This window comes from Brevibacillus fluminis (genome assembly GCF_052072235.1).
Taxonomy (GTDB): domain Bacteria; phylum Bacillota; class Bacilli; order Brevibacillales; family Brevibacillaceae; genus Brevibacillus_D; species Brevibacillus_D fluminis_A.
In genome coordinates this window covers 591,275-609,389 of sequence record NZ_CM125436.1, presented here as the reverse complement: position 1 = coordinate 609,389, position 18,115 = coordinate 591,275, and the positions used below count along the sequence as shown (strand labels likewise).

At 53.7% G+C, this 18,115-nt stretch carries 16 protein-coding genes and 1 riboswitch; of the genes, 4 read left to right on the top strand and 12 right to left on the bottom strand.

Translation table 11 applies throughout. The features are described from left to right. Positions 1 to 23 precede the first annotated feature (23 nt). From ACTID9_RS03380 to ACTID9_RS03350, 7 genes are all read right to left on the bottom strand, one after another. Entirely contained in the window at positions 24 to 476 is a 453-nt protein-coding gene (locus ACTID9_RS03380) for a GNAT family N-acetyltransferase (protein ID WP_441069824.1), read from the bottom strand. A gap of 75 nt (positions 477 to 551) precedes the next feature. Beyond that, on the bottom strand, positions 552 to 1,259 hold the full coding sequence (locus tag ACTID9_RS03375) for an ABC transporter ATP-binding protein (RefSeq protein WP_441069823.1): 708 nt from the start codon (positions 1,257 to 1,259) through the stop codon (positions 552 to 554). 17 nt (positions 1,260 to 1,276) lie between these two features. Further along, positions 1,277 to 2,053, bottom strand: coding sequence for an ABC transporter ATP-binding protein (locus ACTID9_RS03370; protein WP_441069822.1), 777 nt, complete (start codon positions 2,051 to 2,053; stop codon positions 1,277 to 1,279). 26 nt (positions 2,054 to 2,079) lie between these two features. Then, the gene (locus tag ACTID9_RS03365) at positions 2,080 to 3,348 is read right to left on the bottom strand and encodes a branched-chain amino acid ABC transporter permease (protein ID WP_441069821.1); all 1,269 of its coding nucleotides are present in this window, start codon (positions 3,346 to 3,348) and stop codon (positions 2,080 to 2,082) included. Positions 3,349 to 3,358: 10 nt separating this feature from the next. Then, positions 3,359 to 4,306 carry a branched-chain amino acid ABC transporter permease gene (locus ACTID9_RS03360; protein WP_441069820.1) on the bottom strand — a complete coding sequence of 316 codons (948 nt, stop codon included), beginning with the start codon at positions 4,304 to 4,306 and terminating at the stop codon, positions 3,359 to 3,361. A gap of 140 nt (positions 4,307 to 4,446) precedes the next feature. Next, positions 4,447 to 5,685: a branched-chain amino acid ABC transporter substrate-binding protein gene (locus tag ACTID9_RS03355; protein WP_441069819.1), complete on the bottom strand. Its 1,239-nt coding sequence runs from the start codon at positions 5,683 to 5,685 to the stop codon at positions 4,447 to 4,449. Between the two features lie 366 nt (positions 5,686 to 6,051). Continuing rightward, positions 6,052 to 7,827, bottom strand: coding sequence for an adenine deaminase C-terminal domain-containing protein (locus ACTID9_RS03350; protein ID WP_441069818.1), 1,776 nt, complete (start codon positions 7,825 to 7,827; stop codon positions 6,052 to 6,054). Positions 7,828 to 7,976: 149 nt separating this feature from the next. Between ACTID9_RS03350 and ACTID9_RS03345 the strand changes: the two genes are divergently transcribed. Further along, positions 7,977 to 8,450, top strand: a complete 474-nt coding sequence (locus tag ACTID9_RS03345; RefSeq protein ID WP_441069817.1) for a YgaP family membrane protein — start codon at positions 7,977 to 7,979, stop codon at positions 8,448 to 8,450. Then, complete coding sequence (locus ACTID9_RS03340) at positions 8,447 to 8,593, top strand: EYxxD motif small membrane protein (RefSeq protein ID WP_441069816.1); 147 nt, start codon at positions 8,447 to 8,449, stop codon at positions 8,591 to 8,593. Before ACTID9_RS03345 ends, ACTID9_RS03340 begins: the two co-directional genes overlap by 4 nt. 63 nt (positions 8,594 to 8,656) lie before the next feature. On the opposite strand, the gene purD is transcribed toward ACTID9_RS03340, so the two are convergent. The 5 genes from purD to thiC form a co-directional block, all read right to left on the bottom strand. After that, complete coding sequence (gene purD, locus ACTID9_RS03335) at positions 8,657 to 9,928, bottom strand: phosphoribosylamine--glycine ligase (protein WP_441069815.1); 1,272 nt, start codon at positions 9,926 to 9,928, stop codon at positions 8,657 to 8,659. 18 nt (positions 9,929 to 9,946) lie between these two features. Further along, positions 9,947 to 11,491 (bottom strand): bifunctional phosphoribosylaminoimidazolecarboxamide formyltransferase/IMP cyclohydrolase, encoded by a 1,545-nt coding sequence (purH, locus tag ACTID9_RS03330; RefSeq protein ID WP_441069814.1) that lies wholly within the window; start codon positions 11,489 to 11,491, stop codon positions 9,947 to 9,949. A 175-nt stretch (positions 11,492 to 11,666) separates the two neighbouring features. Further along, positions 11,667 to 13,448, bottom strand: a complete 1,782-nt coding sequence (locus tag ACTID9_RS03325; RefSeq protein WP_441069813.1) for an amidohydrolase — start codon at positions 13,446 to 13,448, stop codon at positions 11,667 to 11,669. 292 nt (positions 13,449 to 13,740) lie between these two features. Continuing rightward, on the bottom strand, positions 13,741 to 14,067 hold the full coding sequence (locus ACTID9_RS03320) for a hypothetical protein (protein ID WP_441069812.1): 327 nt from the start codon (positions 14,065 to 14,067) through the stop codon (positions 13,741 to 13,743). A gap of 88 nt (positions 14,068 to 14,155) precedes the next feature. After that, positions 14,156 to 15,859 carry a phosphomethylpyrimidine synthase ThiC gene (gene thiC / locus ACTID9_RS03315; RefSeq protein WP_441069811.1) on the bottom strand — a complete coding sequence of 568 codons (1,704 nt, stop codon included), beginning with the start codon at positions 15,857 to 15,859 and terminating at the stop codon, positions 14,156 to 14,158. A 357-nt stretch (positions 15,860 to 16,216) separates the two neighbouring features. Beyond that, positions 16,217 to 16,324, top strand: a riboswitch (TPP riboswitch). A gap of 104 nt (positions 16,325 to 16,428) precedes the next feature. On the opposite strand from thiC, the gene thiD reads away from it, so the two are divergent. Both thiD and thiM read left to right on the top strand, forming a co-directional pair. Continuing rightward, positions 16,429 to 17,235, top strand: coding sequence for a bifunctional hydroxymethylpyrimidine kinase/phosphomethylpyrimidine kinase (gene thiD / locus ACTID9_RS03310; protein WP_441069810.1), 807 nt, complete (start codon positions 16,429 to 16,431; stop codon positions 17,233 to 17,235). Continuing rightward, positions 17,229 to 18,056 (top strand): hydroxyethylthiazole kinase, encoded by an 828-nt coding sequence (gene thiM / locus ACTID9_RS03305; protein ID WP_441069809.1) that lies wholly within the window; start codon positions 17,229 to 17,231, stop codon positions 18,054 to 18,056. The genes thiD and thiM overlap by 7 nt, the downstream gene beginning before the upstream one ends. Positions 18,057 to 18,115 lie beyond the last annotated feature (59 nt).

Sequence of the window (18,115 nt, the reverse complement as noted above, 5' to 3'; positions counted from 1 at the left end):
TTTGTTTATATTCTGTAAGGCAATCAAACAGTCTTCTCAAACAACGTAATACACACCCCAGGTGCAACCTCCTGATCCCGCAACACCTCAAAGCCATGCCGCAAGTACAGTGCTCTTGCCGGCTCGTTTTTTGCGCCGGTGGCGACGATCGCCTTTTCAAGCCCCTGCTCTTGGTCTAACACGTATTGAACCAGCTGGCTCGCGATCCCTTTGCGGAAGTGCGCCGGATGCACGATCATCCGGTGAATATCGAGTACGTTTTCCTCGCGCTTGTACGAGATCGCACCCGCCAGCTCGCCATCCGCCCAAAAGCCGTAAAAGGATTCGCCGCACGCTTGCAGGCTCGCCACCGTATCTTTGAGCGGGGGTAAATCGGCAAACCCGATCAATTCCGCCTCTACCTGGTAAGACGGGATCTGGATGCGCAGCACCTCGGCTGCCTCCGCTTCGTTCTGAATCTTTATTCGTTTGATCATGCGATTCCTCCATTGTCCCAAAACGCATGAAGAGCCGATGGATCATGGATGCCATCGACTCTCGTGCGTTGATTGTTATGCCAGATACGCTTCGCGCACCTGCGGATTGGTCAGCAGTCGCTCTGCGCTGTCTTTCAAGATGATTTCGCCTGTCTGGATGACATAGCCGCGATGCGCAACCGAAAGCGCCTGGTTGGCATTTTGTTCGACCAGCAGGATGGTCATGCCTTCGCGGTTCAGCTCGGTCACGATATCGAAGATTTGTTCCACCAGAATCGGCGCCAGCCCCATCGACGGCTCATCGAGCATCAAGATTTTGGGCTTCATCATCAGGCCCCGGGCGATCGCCAGCATCTGCTGCTCGCCGCCGGACATCGTGCCGCCTTTTTGGCCGATCCGCTCTTTGAGGCGCGGGAAATAGTGAAAAGCCCGTTCGATGCCCTCATCAATGACTGCCTTGTCCGTGACCGAAAAAGCACCCATCTCCAAATTTTCACGCACCGTCAGCTTGGGGAAAATCCGCCGCCCCTCCGGCACATGGGCAATGCCCGCCAGCGCGATGTCGTGCGTGCGCATGGACGTGATGTCTTTGCCTTCAAAGTACACTTTGCCTTCTTTCGCCTTCGTCTGGGCGCAAATCGTCTTCAGCGTGGTCGATTTGCCCGCGCCGTTCGAGCCGATCAAGGTGACGATTTCGCCTTGGTCGACGTGAATGCTGAGGCCCTTCAGCGCGTGAATCCCGCCATAGTAGGTATGAATATTTTTCAGTTCCAGTAGTGCCATGATCTTTTCCTCCCCCTCTATGACGCTTCCGTGGCGCTCTTGCCAAGGTAGGCTTCGATCACGCGAGGATTGCTGCGAATCTCTTCCGGAGTGCCTTCCGCGATTTTTTTGCCATAATCCAGTACGTGAATGTATTCGCTCAAGCCCATGACCAGCTTCATGTCGTGCTCGATCAGGATGATGGTCAAATCCAACTCGTTTTTCAGCTTGCGGATGAAATCGGTGATTTCGATCGTCTCGCGCGGGTTCATCCCTGCCGCCGGTTCGTCCAGCAAAATGATGTGCGGATTCGTCGCCAGGGCGCGGGCGATTTCCAGACGACGCTGCAGCCCGTACGGCAGGCTGCCTGCCGCTTCGTTGGCGATGTGTGCGATCCCGACATACTCCAACAACTTGTATGCTTCGACGCGTGCGCGTTCTTCTTCCTCACGCACTCGTTTCGTATTGAACAAAATCCCGAGAATGCCCGCTTTCAAGCGGCTGTGGACGCCTACCATGACGTTTTCCAACGCCGTCATTTCTTTAAACAGACGGATGTTCTGGAACGTACGTGTAATGCCGTTGCCCGCGATCTGGTCGGGGCGCAGACCTTTGATGCTTTTGCCGTTGAGGAGAATCTCCCCCTCATCCGGCACGTAAAAACCGGTGATCATATTGAAGAACGTCGTCTTGCCCGCACCGTTTGGCCCGATGACGGCCGTGATCGTTCCTTTTTCAATTTTTATCGTGACATTCTCATTCGCGACCAGACCGCCGAATCGCTTGGTCAGCCCATTTGCTTCCAATAACGCCATCTCTCTTATCCCCCTTGTCGCAGGCTTTATTTGCTTCCTGTCAGCTTGCTCAAGATACCCGTCTTTTCCGTAGCGTAGCCGCTGTTTTTGATTGCATTGATGTCATCTTTTTTCCGCTTGGCCGGGATCAATCCGTGCGGCCTGAACAGCGCGACCAGGATCAGCAAAAGCCCGAAGATGAGCCGCTGGAATTTGGACGGGTCAAGCTGTGTCGGCAAATTGATCAAGCCCGACGATTGCATCGAGTGCAAGAAATTGGAGAACTCTTTCAGCAATTGCACTTGCAGTACGGTAACGAACGCCGCGCCCAAAATAACTCCCGGGATGCTGCCGCTGCCGCCCAGAATGACCATGACGAGAATCCCGAACGATTCCATCAGCGTAAATGAGGTCGGATCGATAAACGTTTGCTTGGCCGCAAAGATAACGCCGACTACCCCTGCAAAGGAAGCGCCCGTCGCAAAAGCGGCAAGCTTCGTATGCAGAAGCGAAATCCCCATCGATTGCGCTGCCAGCTCATCCTCGCGCACCGCAATCCACGCGCGACCCAGGCGGGAATGCTCGAAGCGGATGTTGGCGAGCACGATAAACGCGATCACCACAAGGATGATGAAGTAAAAATAAAACGGCGTGCTCATCTTTATGCCGAACAGCTCCGGGGTGGCAATCGGCGTCAAGCCCTGTGGCCCGTTGGTGATGTTGATCGGCTTGTCTAGGTTGTTGAAGATGATGCGGATGATTTCCCCGAAGCCAAGCGTTACGATGGCCAGGTAGTCACCTTTTACCCGCAATACTGGCAATCCTAATAATATTCCAAATATAGCGGCGACGATCAGACCGACGATCAAAAATGGCCAGAACCAGTTCCCTGTGAGCGGAAACAGGTGTCCTGGAATGAACTCATTCGCTTGTGCGGTTGCAAAAATCGCATACGCATAAGCACCGGAAGCAAAAAACGCCACATAGCCCAAATCAAGAAGTCCGGCAAAACCAACCACGATGTTCAACCCGAGGGCCATCGCCACATAAATCCCTACCTGTGACGCAACCTCCATGTAGTAGCGATTATCCCCGGCTACCAGCGGGATGATGACCAGCAGGATGATGGCTCCGACCAGCATGCGCACCGCTTTGGAAGCCTTCGTGTAATACACCAGAATGATGGAAAACAAAATCCCGACAAACGCAATGACCGATTTATCCAAAAAATAAAGCGCGCTGGCAAATACGACAACCCACAAAACGGTAAAGAGAAGAGGGATTTCTTTCAGCGAAAATTTCAATTTATTGGCCACTCACTCTCACCTACACTTTCTCTTTCACGGCTTCACCGAACAGCCCTTCCGGCTTGAACAGGAGCACCAGGATTAAAATGCTGAATGCGAAAACATCTTTATACTCGGCACCAAACGCGCCTCCGGTCAGCGGGCCCATGTACGCCCCTGCCAGCATTTCCAACAGCCCCAGCAATACGCCGCCGATCATCGCGCCGCGCAGATTGCCGATCCCGCCGAGAACAGCTGCGGTAAAAGCTTTCAGCCCAAGAATGAAGCCGATGTACGGATCGATCGTTCCGTAGTTTTGCGCAAACAGGACACCCGTCGCGCCACCCAGGCTGGAACCGATCATAAAGGTGAGCATAATGACTTTGTCGACATTTATAGTCATCAGCGATGCCGTCTTTTGATCTTGCGCAACGGCACGCATGGCGATTCCCCACTTTGTTTTGTTGATGAAAAGCGTAAGCGCAACCATCATGATGATCGCAAGAACAATAACGATGATACCCTTGACTGGAATGGAAGCAAATCCGATATTGAGTTGTCCGCTAAAAAGAATCGGTGAGTTCAGGTAAAACTCATCACGTGCAATTGCCTCTGTAAAACGAACCAAGTCTTGCAGCAGGAATGACACACCTACAGCTGAAATCAACGGAACCAGACGCGGTGCGCCTCGCAATGGACGATACGCGACACGTTCGATCGTGACCCCCAGCGCTCCTGTGAAAACCATTGCTACCACTAACATCAAGAAAAAGGTAACGTATGGATTCATTCCTGTCGTGACACCCAGCGAGTTGCCGATTAATAGAACTTCTGTTCCAACAAACGCACCCACCATGAAAATTTCGCCGTGAGCGAAGTTGATGAACTCCAGTATCCCATAAACCATTGTATAGCCGAGTGCGACGACTGCGTACATGAATCCAAGCGTCAGTCCATCCACTAGAACTTGAGGTAAAATTGAGAGCATGGCGTGGAATCCCTTCTTTCTTTCATAATCTATTTCATCCCTCGCGTGGGTCAAAATGCAAAGGGCGCACACTCGCGTGCCGCCCTTTTTGACCTTGGTTGGGCTGAATGCTGCTGCTTAAAAACGGGGAATATTGCGAATTATTCAGCTTTGCCGATGAATACCGATTTTCCACCCGAATACTTGTAGATGAATACATCGGCAAACTGGTTGTCGCCCTTGTCATCAAACGATACCTTCGTGAACTGACCTTGGAAATCCTTGGTCTTGTGAACGGCATCCAGAACTTGCTCGCGGGTCGGCTTTTTGCCGCCATTCGCTTTGATGGCTTCTTTCAGTCCATTCAGAATAACACTCATGGAGTCATAACCATAGACGGAGAACGTTTCCAACGGTTTGTTCATCGTTTTCTTGTATTCTTCCGCCCACTTCTTGCCTTCCTCGGTTTGTGTTACGTCCCCGGCGATAGAGGTGAAGTATACGCCCTCGGCCGCATCGCCTGCGATTTTGACCATGTCGGACGAATCCAGACCGTCGCCGCCCATGAAGACGCCTTTGTACCCTTTTTCGCGAGCCTGTTTAATAATAATACCACCATCCGGATAAAGTCCACCAAAGAAAATCATGTCCGGATTTTTCGCGATTACCTGATTGACGACCGCGCTGAAATCTTTTTCGCCTGAAGTGATGCCTTCATAGCCCAGAACTTGCACGCCGTCTTTTTCAAACTGCGCTTTCACCTGGTCTGCCAAGCCTTGACCGTACGCGGTTTTGTCGTGGATCAGGAATGCGTTTTTGACATTCAGCTTGCTTTTGGCGTAAATCGCCGCTTTCGGCCCTTGCGCATCATCGCGCGCGCAAATGCGGTGAACCGTCTTCTTGCCTTCCTCTGTCAGCTTCACACCTGTATTCGCGGGTGAAACCATGACCAGCTTGCCTTCCTCGTACTTAACCGAAGACGGGATGGCAACGCCGGTATTCAGGTGGCCGACGACCCCAAGCACATCCGGATTGGAGACGAGCATCTCCGCATTGGATACGCCCATTTTCGGGTCTGCCTGGTCATCTTGCGGAAACAATTGCAGATCGAAGCCCATTTTCTTGAACTCTTCCTGTTGCTGTTTCAAAGCGTATTCCGCTCCGGATTTAATCGCATCGCCGAGCGAGGATTGGGAACCGGACAACGGGCTTTGCGTTGCGATCAGGATTTTGCCGCCTGCCTGTGCTTCACCGCTTGTCCCACTGCTTTGCGCCGTCGTGCCGCTTGAGCCCGACGTGGAGTTGCCGCTGCTGGCGGTATTGCCGCCTGCACAACCGGAAAGTGCCATGCTTGCAAGGAAAGCTGCGGATAAAACACCCAATTGAGTCCGCTTTTTCATAATGATTGAATCCCCCTTTAGAAATTAACAATCAATAAAGATAGAACCAATTTACCTTTCGACCCAGGCTGCGATTTTCTGTTTTTTGTGTTCGCTCTCTACCGGGACAAAAGTTCCGAATACGTTGGTTCTTCACTAATTTTAAGATAAATAAGAAAATTTACAAGAGATAAAAATATTTTTATTATCACCTTTCAAATTGAATTTATGGATCAAAAATCAATGTTCCGGTGTTACATTTTTCAATATGATTATATCAATGCTTTCAAGTGTTAAAGTGAAATATGCAGATTGATTTATAATCTGACAATTCAAACTACCGGATTCTACCGAAATCTACCTAAAAGCACACGAATCTACTCAAATCTACTCATATAAAGGAGCCGATTTTTTTATGACTGCCGATTTTTTAACATCATAAAGCCCTTCAGCCGTCATTCTGACATAAGGTAAATGGGTCGCCTGAAAAAAGAACAAGGAATAAATTGGGTCTAAATACCCATATCCTTTCGACCTCATGAAACGGACAAAACTTTCGCCGCTTTCAATCAATTCCTCCATTGATTCATCGCTCATTTTCCCTGCCAGTGCCAGTTTCTGCTCAAAGCAAATCCGGCCCTCCTCCATCGCCACGATGCCGCCCCCAAGCTCCAACACCCGCTCGAGCGCTTGTTTCATCGCTTCCGGTTCACGCCCGATGACGATCATATCGGTGGACACGGTATAACTGCTTGCCAACGCCTGCAAATTCACTGCGAATCCTCTGACAATCGCCTGCGAACGTTTGCCCGATTCGGGATCGATCGTGACGATTTGCGCCAGGTCGGGGTGGGCATCCAGGTTGATGCGGCCTGTCTCATCGCATGCAAGCCGTTCGTAAACGACACGGGTAATCACGGCATTCTCCATGTGAATCAACGGGTAAGGTTCATCCGGACTTATCTCAGGCAACTGGAACCATTCCTCATTCACCAATGGCAGCCTTTCCTTCGGCTGTGGAAAACGATAGTCCGACCAATTGATTTTTGGCGTCTGGCGAAGCAACTTCTTCCCTTCCGCCCATAGCTTGCCATTGGCGATCACTTTCTCGGGCGTGGGCTCATCCGGCGAGCGCAAAAACAAAATATCTGCGATCCGGCCGGGCGCAATCCCCCCGATCTCGGCATCCAATCCGTAATACTGTGCCGGATTGAGCGTCGCCATCGCATATGCATCGACATCGGGCACGCCTGCGTCCAGCGCCAGCTTGATCAAGTAATCCGTAAAACCGTGTCGCAGCATAGGCGGTGTGCTGCCATCAGAGGTCAACATCAGCCGCGATGAGCGGAAGGGAATGCCGAGACGCTTCATGCCGGCGAGCAATTCAGGCAAATCCGGGCGGATGGACGAATGGCGAAGGGTAGCGTACATGCCGAGTCTGAGTCTGTTTTGCACCTCTTCCGCAGTGATGCTTTCGTGGCATGCCGTAATTCCTGCCGCTGCCGCCACCGCCAGCGTCGATGCGGAGGCGCCGGGATGATGTCCTTCGATTCGTTTGCCCAGATCGCGGGCATGCTTCATGCCGAACAAAATCTCCTCATTCTCCGCCAAAAAGCCTGTCCAGTCCGTAATCTCTCCGCCTTGCAAGACAAGAGGATGCGCCAAAAGGCGGGCGAGCCCGTCTTTTTGAAACGCTTCGCTTTGTTTTGCCAGACGGATTTGCGGGTCGAGCCGGGCCCAGAAAAATTGCTTTACCGGATGGGTTGTGAGTTGCTGCAGAATCGCTTCGACCTCGTCAAGCGAAAGCGAGGTGGTCAAATGGAGTGTGTCGGAGACAAGCGTGGTGGTTCCGGTGGCCAAAGCGAAATCGGCCAACGAATCATAGGTATACCACTGGAACGGGTGCGCGTGAGGTTCGATGTAGCCGGGAACGAGCCAGTAGCCCTCACCCTCGATGATCTGCGTCCGCTCATCCACTGCCGGTTCGGCCTCTCCTACGTAAGCGATTCGCTCGCCTGCGAGAACCACATGTGTCGTAAGCCATTCCCGCGTATATACGTTCAATACGTTGGCGCCTTTGATCCAGCATGTGGCCGGTTCGAGGCGACGAGCGGTCCGGATCAGGCGAAGGTACGAGTCTTCTGCAATGGGTCTGATGCGCAAATGGTCCACCTTCCTTCTCAAGTTTTATCATCACCAAAAAGTGTATAGCCGTTTCAAAAGTTTGAAAAGCGAAAAATCCGCTAAAACCTTCCTGAGTTCTTTTCGGGCTGGAGGTGCATCCTAAGTCTGAAAGAAAGGGGATGCTTCTCTTGCAAAAAAACGTAGGTACGATTGATGCCGTTATTCGCATTACCTTTGGGTTGCTGGGATTAGCGTATGGTGCGGGCAAGATGAGCCGCCGACCCTACCGGACACCGGGACTGTTGATGTTTTTGTCAGCCATGAAAGTGGCGGAAGGCGTAACCGGCTTTTGCCCGTTGCTGAAGATGATGGGGGCGAGCACGCGCAAAGAAGACGTGCTGCGGATGATGGTGGATAAGACGATGCGCTCCATGACAAAAGGCTCCTCCTCCGGCAATCAGGCTCGCGCAAACACCGCAAACGTGACCGGCGCGAGCCATCCCGCCAATACGCAGCAGCAAGCTGCCGTCAAACCGCCGAGCAGCACGCAAAACAGCAGCGCGCCGAAAAAAGAGATGACGGATGAAATGATGATGAATATGGCAGAAGAAATCACCGATGCGGTCGTGCATTCGCACCATCAAGCGGGCAGCACAACATGACGTATTTCATGAACTGGGTTGGAACGCCCGCTTACGAATGGATCACACACAACCTGTTCGTCGCCGTTCTGGTTATTGGCTGTCTGGCGGTTATCGGGTATTTTGTTTACCAAAGCCAGAAAGACCGCGAGCGCAGCCGTTAATAGCACCTCGCCCCAATGCAAAGAGGAAGAGCCAGGCGGCTCCTCCTCTTCCTGTTTTTCGTTTTATTTAACGTGCTGCTTCAACGCTTTGTCTGCGATGTCCGTGCGGTAATGCGCGCCTTCAAAGTGCGTTTTGCCCACTGTCCGATAGGCGATTTCGCGCGCTTTGGCCAATGTCGCACCCACGCCGGTAACCCCGAGCACACGACCTCCATTGGTAACCAGAACGCCATCCGTCTTTTTCGTTCCCGCATGGAAAATGACCGTTTCGCCGTCATTTGCAGGCAATTCGATGGAAGAACCCTTTGGATACTCCCCCGGGTAGCCAGGCGCAGCCATCACGACACAGCATGCGCTATCCGATTTCCACGCTACGTCTTGTTCGGCCAGCGTGCCATTGATTGTCGCCTTGAATACGTCGAGCAGGTCGCTGTCGAGCAACGGAAGCACTACTTGCGTCTCCGGATCGCCAAAACGCGCGTTGAATTCGATCACTTTCGGTCCTTGTGCAGTAATCATCAAGCCGGTGTAAAGCACGCCTTTGAACGGATAGCCCTCGGCTACCATCGCTTTGGCGACAGGTTCCACAATCGTGCTCACGATTTGGGCAACAAGCTCCCTGGACATTTGCGGCACAGGGGCGTACGTCCCCATTCCGCCGGTGTTCGGCCCTTTGTCTCCATCATAGGCTGGCTTATGATCCTGGGATGTGATCATCGGTTTTACCGTTTCTCCATCCACAAACGAGAGCAGTGTCAATTCTTCCCCGCGCAGACATTCTTCGATCACGACGCGTGCGCCTGCACTTCCGAATACACCGTCCTGCATGATTTGCGCCAAGGCTTGCTCCGCCTCTTCCAAGCTTTCTGCCACGACAACGCCTTTGCCCGCTGCGAGTCCGTCCGCCTTGATCACGATCGGCGCGCCTTGCGCACGCAAATAAGCGAGAGCCGCTTCATAATCGGTAAAAGATTCATACGCCGCCGTAGGAATCTGGTGGCGTTTCATCAAATCTTTGGCGAACGTCTTGCTCCCCTCGATCTGTGCCGCTTGGGAAGATGGTCCGAAAATCGCCAGACCGCGCTCGCTGAAAAAGTCCACGATCCCCGCCAGCAGCGGATCTTCCGGCCCTACGACCGTCAGGCTGATTCCTTCGTCCTTGACGAATTGGGACAGCGCCGCAAAATCATGGACGCCGATCGGCACATTTTGCGCCACCTCTTCTGTCCCTCCGTTACCCGGAGCGCAGTACAGCTTGGTCACTCTCGGGCTTTGCGCCAATTTCCACAGGATCGCATGCTCGCGGCCGCCTCCACCGATGACTAATACTTTCATCTGTTTTCCCTCCCCTGCCTAGTGTTTGAAGTGACGTACAGACGTGAACACCATCGCGATTCCGTGGCGGTTGCACGCATCGATCGATTCCTGGTCGCGCACCGAGCCGCCTGGCTGGATGATCGCCGTAATGCCGGCTTTGGCAGCCGCTTCCACCGTATCCGGCATCGGGAAAAATGCGTCGGATGCAAGCGCTGCGCCTTTTGCCAGTTCGCCCGCTTGTTCGATCGCGATTTTAGCCGATCCGACGCGGTTCATTTGACCCGCACCAACGCCTACCGTCATGTTGTTGTTTGCCAGCACGATCGCATTGGATTTCACGTGCTTCACTACTTTCCAGGCGAACAATAGCTGTTTCAGCTCTTCTTCGCTTGGTTGGCGCTCCGTCACAACTTTCAAGTCACTAGCTTCGATTTGTTTGGTATCAAAATCTTGCACAAGCGCTCCGCCTGCCACGGTCGTCAGCTTAAACGAAGTGGGAACGGCCGCGCTGCCTTGGGTAGAGAGGCGCAGCAAACGCAGGTTTTTCTTCTCTTGCAGCACTGCCAGCGCTTCCGGTGTGAAATCCGGCGCGACGATAATTTCCAGAAACGTTTCTTTCAGCAGGAGTGCCGTCGCCTCGTCGATCGGACGGTTGGCTGCCACGATGCCGCCGAAAATGGAGACAGGGTCTGCTGCATACGCTTTTTCGTACGCTTCCTTGATGGTCGCGCCGATCCCGACGCCGCATGGATTCATATGTTTTACGGCAACTACGGCAGGCTCCGTGAATTCGTTTACGATTGCCAACGCCGCGTCCGCATCATTGATGTTGTTGTACGAAAGCTCTTTGCCGTGCAATTGCTCCGCACTGCTGATCGTGCCCTCATTGCCGAGCGGCTGACGATAAAAAGCAGCGCGTTGATGAGGATTTTCCCCATAGCGCAAATCTTGCGCTTTTTCATACGTAACCGTGTAGCTCTCCGGCATCAACTCGCCCACTTGTTCGCTCAAATAACGGGAAATGATCGCATCGTAAGCGGCTGTGTGGCGGAATACTTTGGCTGCGAGGCGGCGGCGGGTTTCCAATGTCGTATCGCCCGCATCCTTGATTTCGGCGATGATGGTGGCATAATCGGCTGCGTCGACCACGACGGTGACATCCTGGTGGTTTTTCGCGGCGGAACGAAGCATGGTCGGACCGCCAATATCGATATTTTCAATTGCATCCGCATACGTAACATCCGGTTTGGAAATCGTTTGTTTGAATGGGTACAGGTTCACAATCACGAGATCGATTGGTTGGATATTCAGCTCTTCCAGCTGTTTGCGGTGAGCCTCGTCCGCACGTACGGCCAACAATCCGCTGTGGATGTTGGGGTGAAGCGTTTTGACGCGTCCATCCAGGATTTCAGGGAATCCGGTTACCTCGGAAATACCGATCACCGGTACGCCTTCCTGTTTCAGAAGCGATGCGGTGCCGCCTGTTGAAATGATTTCGACCCCCAACTCGTTCAGCTGACGGGCCAGCTCTACCACACCGGTCTTATCGGAAACGCTGATCAACGCTTTTTTTACACTCACGGTGGAATCCTCCTGACTTTTTCTAAAAAAGTGGTCAAATCACGAACATTATATATTGATTAAAACACAAACGTACGTGTTAATCAACCATTGCAGACGATTTTCCGAACAACTGAAAACAGGAAAAAGCTGCCCGAAAAGAGTGTTCCCTCCTTTTGGGCAGCCCATGAATTTGTTAGTTTTTTTGTTGCTTTGCTTCGAAAACGATCTTACCGTCTACGATCGTGTACAAGATCGGTGTTTCAGAAATGTTTTTGGGTGCGATCTTGGTGATGTCTTGTCCCAAAACCACGAGATCCGCCTTGTTGCCGACCTTGATGGTTCCCAGGTCGCTGCGGTTCATCTCGAACGCGACGTTTTTGGTGAACGCTTGCAGCATTTCCTGTACCTTCAACCCTTGCGCTGCATTGCGTACCATGTCCGTATCCTGTTCGGTTGGATACGGGCTGTTGCGGGTGACGCCTGTTTCGATTCCATTCAGCGGTCGATAATCCGGTGTTGGCGGATAGTCGCTGCCGCCGGTGATGACGACGCCCGCATCCCACATTTTCCGCGTCGGATACATGTCCAGCGCGCGCTTTTCGCCGATCATCGCTTTTTCCAGATAATAGTATTGGTCTTTGTAAAACCAGAACGGTTGCAGGCTGGCGACTACGCCAAGCTTGGCCATCCGCGTGATGTCACTGTCCAGTATCGAGCAGACGTGCGTGATCGTATGCCGCAGGTCATGTGCACCGTTCGCTTTCGCAGCATTCTCGTACGCGTTGAGCGCGGCGTTGACGGCACCATCGCCGATCGCGTGGATGTGGAGCTGAACGCCCGCCTTGTCCAGCGCGAGGACCATCCGGTTGAAATCGTCCACCTGCCAGATCGGCTCGCCGTGATAATGATCGCCCATTCCAGCGTGGCGATCGTACGGCTCGACGAAATATGCGGTTTTCCCTTCCGTCACGCCATCGGCGAACAGCTTGACCGTGTTGACCCGCAGCCAGTCGGAGTTGTATTTGCTCCGCGCTTCCTGCATCGTTTTGACCGCATCCTCCGGCTTGTCGCCAGGCTTGAAGTTGATTGCGTTGGCGACCCGCATGGTGAGCTTTCCTTCCTTCTCAAGCTCGGCCATCGCCTCGATGATCATCCCTTTGTCATCGCTCAAATTCAGCACGCCCGTCATCCCGAAGCTGTGCATTTCTTCCTGGTACTTGAGGATCGCCTCTTTGTACTGCTCCTTGGTCAAATTCCCCAAAGCCTGCACGTCGGCGATCAGATTCCTCGCACTGTCCCGCAGCGTGCCGCGCACGGAACCGTCCGGGTTATGCTCAATGAGTCCGCCCTGTGGCGATTTCGTATCTTTGGTGATGCCTGCCATTTCCAGCACTTTGGAATTGACCCATGTCGAATGGCCATCGACCGATCTCAGCAGGACAGGAATGTCGGAAACAACTTTGTCGAGGTCTTCTTTTTTCGGTCCCGGATTCGTACCGTCTTTTAATTCGTACGGTCCGTTCACCCAGCCGGAACCTGTGATGATTTTCGCCTCCGGATGGTTTTTCCGGTACGCAGCAACCGCCTGGACAAACTCTTCATTTGTCTTCATCGCCGTCAAATCAACGGCAAACAGCTTGGACGTCCACAAGCCCGGCACATGGGTATGTCCATCGAGAAAACTAGGGGAAACCATTTTCCCCTGCAGGTCAATCACCTTTGTCGTGGCTCCGACGAACGCATTGGCCTGCGCGGAGGTCCCGACGAAGATGATCTTGCCATCCTGAATCGCCACCGCCTCTGCTGTCGGTTTTTCCGCATCCATCGTATAAATAATGCCGTTTTTCAGGACGAGCGTCGCTTTTTCATCGGCGGCTTTTGCGGTCAGGCTGGTCATCCCTCCCATCACCATCAGCAGCGATAATGTAAACGCTATCAAAACAGTCAACTTTTTATGCCCGAGAACATGATTCACTTTGGTATCACTCCTTTTTGCGTTTTTTGTTTCCTGTCACGTTCATTCGTCAGTAAAAGCCTTCGATTTACCTAACGCTCCCCCTTTCAAGAGTTGGCATCCATGTATTCCAGCGGGTTGAAAATATCCAACCTATTCCATTCCTTTAGCACTTTTCATTCCAACCATAAAAGTTAACTAATATTCGTTAGGTTTCCGTTTCTTATTATTTTTTGAATAATCTATGCAATTCCGCTGCATAGATTTGGAAAAACGCGAGTAAAAAGGCCCCCTTTATCAGGGAGCCCATCGCCTATTCCTTGCGTTTTTTGTTGATCGGCGTGACGTTTTTCTTCAGTGTGCGCCGGTTGCTTACCATCTTGGCCGCTTCGCTGGTCAACTCATCCATCTGTGTCGCGGTGAACTGGTCTTGGTCTGCGAGTTTCCCTTTCAGCTTTTCCTTGGTTTCATCCGTCACATTCAGCCCCATACCCGAAAGCTCTTCAAGCACAGCGTCCACGTTTTTATCATTCAACTCAGGCAGTTTTTGCGCCAAACGAAGCAGATCGTTCATGTCCCACTGCCGTCCAGTTCGTTTGCTCAACTGATCCAGCAAATTGCTGATTACATCTCCAGCCATCCAAATCCCCTCCCCCAATGCTTCTTTGCTAGGGTATGCCGGTGGATTGTCATGGGTTCCTGCCCTTTTTCGCTGGCTCAGCCCGCTGTTATCGATAAATTTCGCTGCCGCCCTCGATGAATTCGCGCGATTTCTGCTTGTAGCCTTCCTCGATCTCCCGCATCTGCTCTTCGCTGACGCGCTCGCGAATCTCCTGGGTGATTTTCATACTGCAAAATTTCGGGCCGCACATCGAGCAGAAGTGCGCGGTTTTGGCCCCTTCAGCCGGCAGCGTTTCATCGTGGTATTCGACAGCGCGGGCCGGGTCGAGCGACAGATTGAACTGGTCGCGCCAGCGGAATTCGAAGCGGGCTTTGGACAACGCATCGTCCCGCTGCTGTGCCTGCGGATGGCCTTTTGCAAGGTCGGCGGCATGTGCGGCAATTTTGTACGCAATGATCCCTTCTCGCACATCGTTCTTGTTCGGGAGCCCCAAATGCTCCTTCGGGGTCACATAGCAGAGCATCGCTGTGCCGAACCAGCCGATCATGGCCGCGCCGATCGCGGATGTGATATGGTCGTAGCCCGGTGCGATATCGGTCGTCAGCGGGCCGAGCGTGTAGAACGGCGCCTCCTGGCAAATCTCCATCTGCTTATCCACGTTTTCCTTGATTTTGTGCATCGGCACATGCCCGGGGCCCTCGATCATCACCTGCACATCGTGTTTCCAGGCGATTTTGGTCAGCTCGCCCAGTGCCTCCAGCTCGGCAAACTGCGCCTCGTCATTGGCATCGGCAATCGAGCCGGGTCGCAGACCGTCGCCAAGCGAGAAGGCCACATCATACGCCTTCATGATCTCGCAAATTTCTTCAAAATGGGTGTACAGAAAATTCTCCTCATGATGCGCGAGACACCATGCCGCGAGGATCGAACCGCCGCGGGACACGATTCCTGTCACACGCTTCGCCGTCAAATGAATGTGGCGCAGCAGCACGCCCGCATGAATCGTGAAGTAATCGACACCTTGCTCCGCCTGCTCGATCAGCGTATCGCGGTAAATCTCCCACGTCAGATCCTCGACGACGCCGTTTACCTTTTCAAGCGCCTGATAAATCGGCACGGTCCCAATCGGCACAGGCGAATTGCGTATGATCCATTCGCGTGTTTCATGGATGTTTTTGCCCGTGGACAAATCCATGATCGTGTCTGCTCCCCAGTAGGTTGCCCACACCATTTTCTCGACCTCTTCCTCAATCGAGGAGGTGACAGCTGAATTGCCGATGTTCGCGTTGATTTTCACATGGAAATTGCGGCCGATGATCATCGGTTCGCTCTCCGGATGATTGATGTTGGACGGGATGATGGCACGGCCCTCCGCCACTTCCTTGCGCACGAATTCCGCTTCGACCCCTTCGCGGATCGCGATGAATTCCATTTCCGGCGTGATGATGCCTTTGCGCGCATAATGCATCTGCGTCACGTTTTTGCCCGGCTTGGCCCGGAGCGCTTTGCCCCGCTGCCCCTCGTATTCCTCCACGTCATTGCGCTCGAGAATCCACGGCTTGCGCAGCGGCGCCAACCCCTTATGAATATCGACTGCGACCGCCTCGTCGGTATAGACCCCGCTCGTGTCATACAGGCGGACCGGCTTGTTCGGCACTTCCTCGCCGGTCATGGTCTTGGTCGGATGCAGCGACACCTCACGCGCAGGAACGCGCAGATCGGCTCTTGAGCCTTGCACATACACCTTTTTGCTGGCGGGATAACTGCGCGGCGTGGTTACTTGCAGCTGTGATTGTTGGTTTTCGGACATAAAAAAATGCCTCCTCTGCAATTTTTTGGCGGATGAATGCAGACGGAGGCACGGCAAAGAAAAGCAAAGACCGCTTGCTTTGATCAGCAAAAGGCGGCCTGTGAGAACATACGTCAAGTATGTATTGCGTTCGTGTACGTTCCTCCGCTGGCATTATCCAGTTCAGGTTTGACGGTCGACGGCAGCATAGCCATCCTCTCAGCCTGGTTCCCCAAGCTCCCGTGTCGGTAAGCGTATGAAATTGAGTAGCTTTACGTTATCACACCGTCCCAAAAATTTGCAACACTCAATTTTGATGTGCAAAAACTTCTTTACACCACCTTTGCTCGTGTTATAATGATCACAATTTCATGACGAATCAATCGCTAGGGGGGCCTCTTGGAGGCTGAGATGGAACAACAACGTTCTGGACCCTTACCACCTGATCTGGATCATGCCAGCGTAGGGAAGCAAAAGAGTGCCACATCGTCCGGTTTATCGGAATGTCTGTGCATGCTATGCCGCTCCCTGGTTGGGGAGCGGTTTTTTTGTACATAGAAGCGAAAAGCGGATTCGGGAGGCGAATCAAGATGCATGTACACAAAGCGTTGACCATAGCCGGTTCGGACAGCGGCGGCGGGGCAGGCATTCAGGCCGATCTCAAAACGTTTCAGGAGCTGTCCGTCTTCGGCATGTCCGCCCTGACGGCCATCACGGCGCAAAACACGTTGGGCGTAAGCGGGATTTTTCCACTCAGCGCGGAGGCGGTCGCCGCTCAGATCGACGCGGTCGCAAGCGATCTGGCTCCCGACGCCGTCAAGACAGGCATGTTGTTCCACCGTGACATCATCGCCTGCGTGAGCGAAAAAGCCCGCCGTTACGGCTGGGAAAAGCTTGTCGTCGATCCTGTGATGATTGCGAAGAGAGGCGCGCCGCTGTTGAAGGCCGATAGCATCGAGGCGGTGAAAACCTTGCTTTTGCCTGTTACCTATATGTTGACCCCCAATATCCCGGAAGCCGAGGTGCTGACCGGATTGTCGCTTACTACCATCGAGGCGCGGAAGGAAGCGGCGCGGATGCTCAGTTCCTTCGGCTGCCGCTACGTCGTGCTGAAAGGCGGACACGACGATTGCAACGATTACTCGACCGATCTGCTGTTTGACGGCACCAGCTTTACCGAGTATGTCGGCAAACGCATCCATACGCAGCACACGCACGGCACCGGCTGCACGTTTTCCGCAGCAATCACGGCTGAGCTGGCATGGGGCAAAACGCCTTGGGCAGCCGTCGACACAGCCAAGCAATTCATCCAGGCCGCCATCGAGCAGCCGCTTGGCATCGGAGCGGGACACGGCCCAACCAATCATTGGGCGTTCCGGGGTGACGTGCGATGCTGACACCCGGAGATGCATTGGCACTGGTGCGCCAAAAACGTCCGGTGCTCCACCACATCATGAATCAGGTGACGATGTCGTTCGTTGCCAATGGCGTCTTGGCGCTCGGGGGGCGGCCCATGATGGCACGCCACCCGGCTGAGGCTGCGGAGGCGGCCGGAGGGGCGGATGGGCTTGTGCTCAATCTGGGCACACCTGCGCCTGAAACGATCGAGGCGATGCTGCTCGCTGGCAAAGCGGCGCGCGCGAAAGGCATTCCCATCGTATTCGATCCGGTTGGCGTCGGACTTTCGGCCATGCGCGGCGATGCTGCCGCGCGCATTTTGGAGGAGCTTCACCCTACCGCCATCTGCGGCAATGCCGCCGAGCTATCCTTTTTGCTCACGCGTGAGTGGTACGGGAAAGGAATCGATGCAGCCGCCCCCGTGTCCGACCCTGTCGAGATCGCGGTCCAGGTAGCCCGCCGCTATCGCTGTCTGGCAGTCCTGACTGGCAAAACCGATGTCATCTGCGGAGGACGTTTGATTGCCACCAGCGGGCATGGCGACGAATGGCTCACGCTTGTTACCGGCACGGGCTGTCTCGCCACCTCTATCGTTGCCTTGTTTCTCGCGGCGGTTCATTTGACAGAGGCTGGCTCCAAACCGCACGCAAGCTGGGAGGCGAGCATCGCTGCCGTATGCACGCTCGGGATTGCGGCTGAGGAAGCGCGCTCAGCCGCAGCGGGGCCGGGAACGTTTCAGCAGGAATTGCTGGATCGACTTTACAGTTTACAGCCAGCCCTACTCAACAGCCGGGCGGAGGTTCGGCTTCATTCGCGGTAGCGATCGCCACCGCCTGACACAGGCAAATCATCTTTGTGCCGACCGGCTTTTCGCGGATC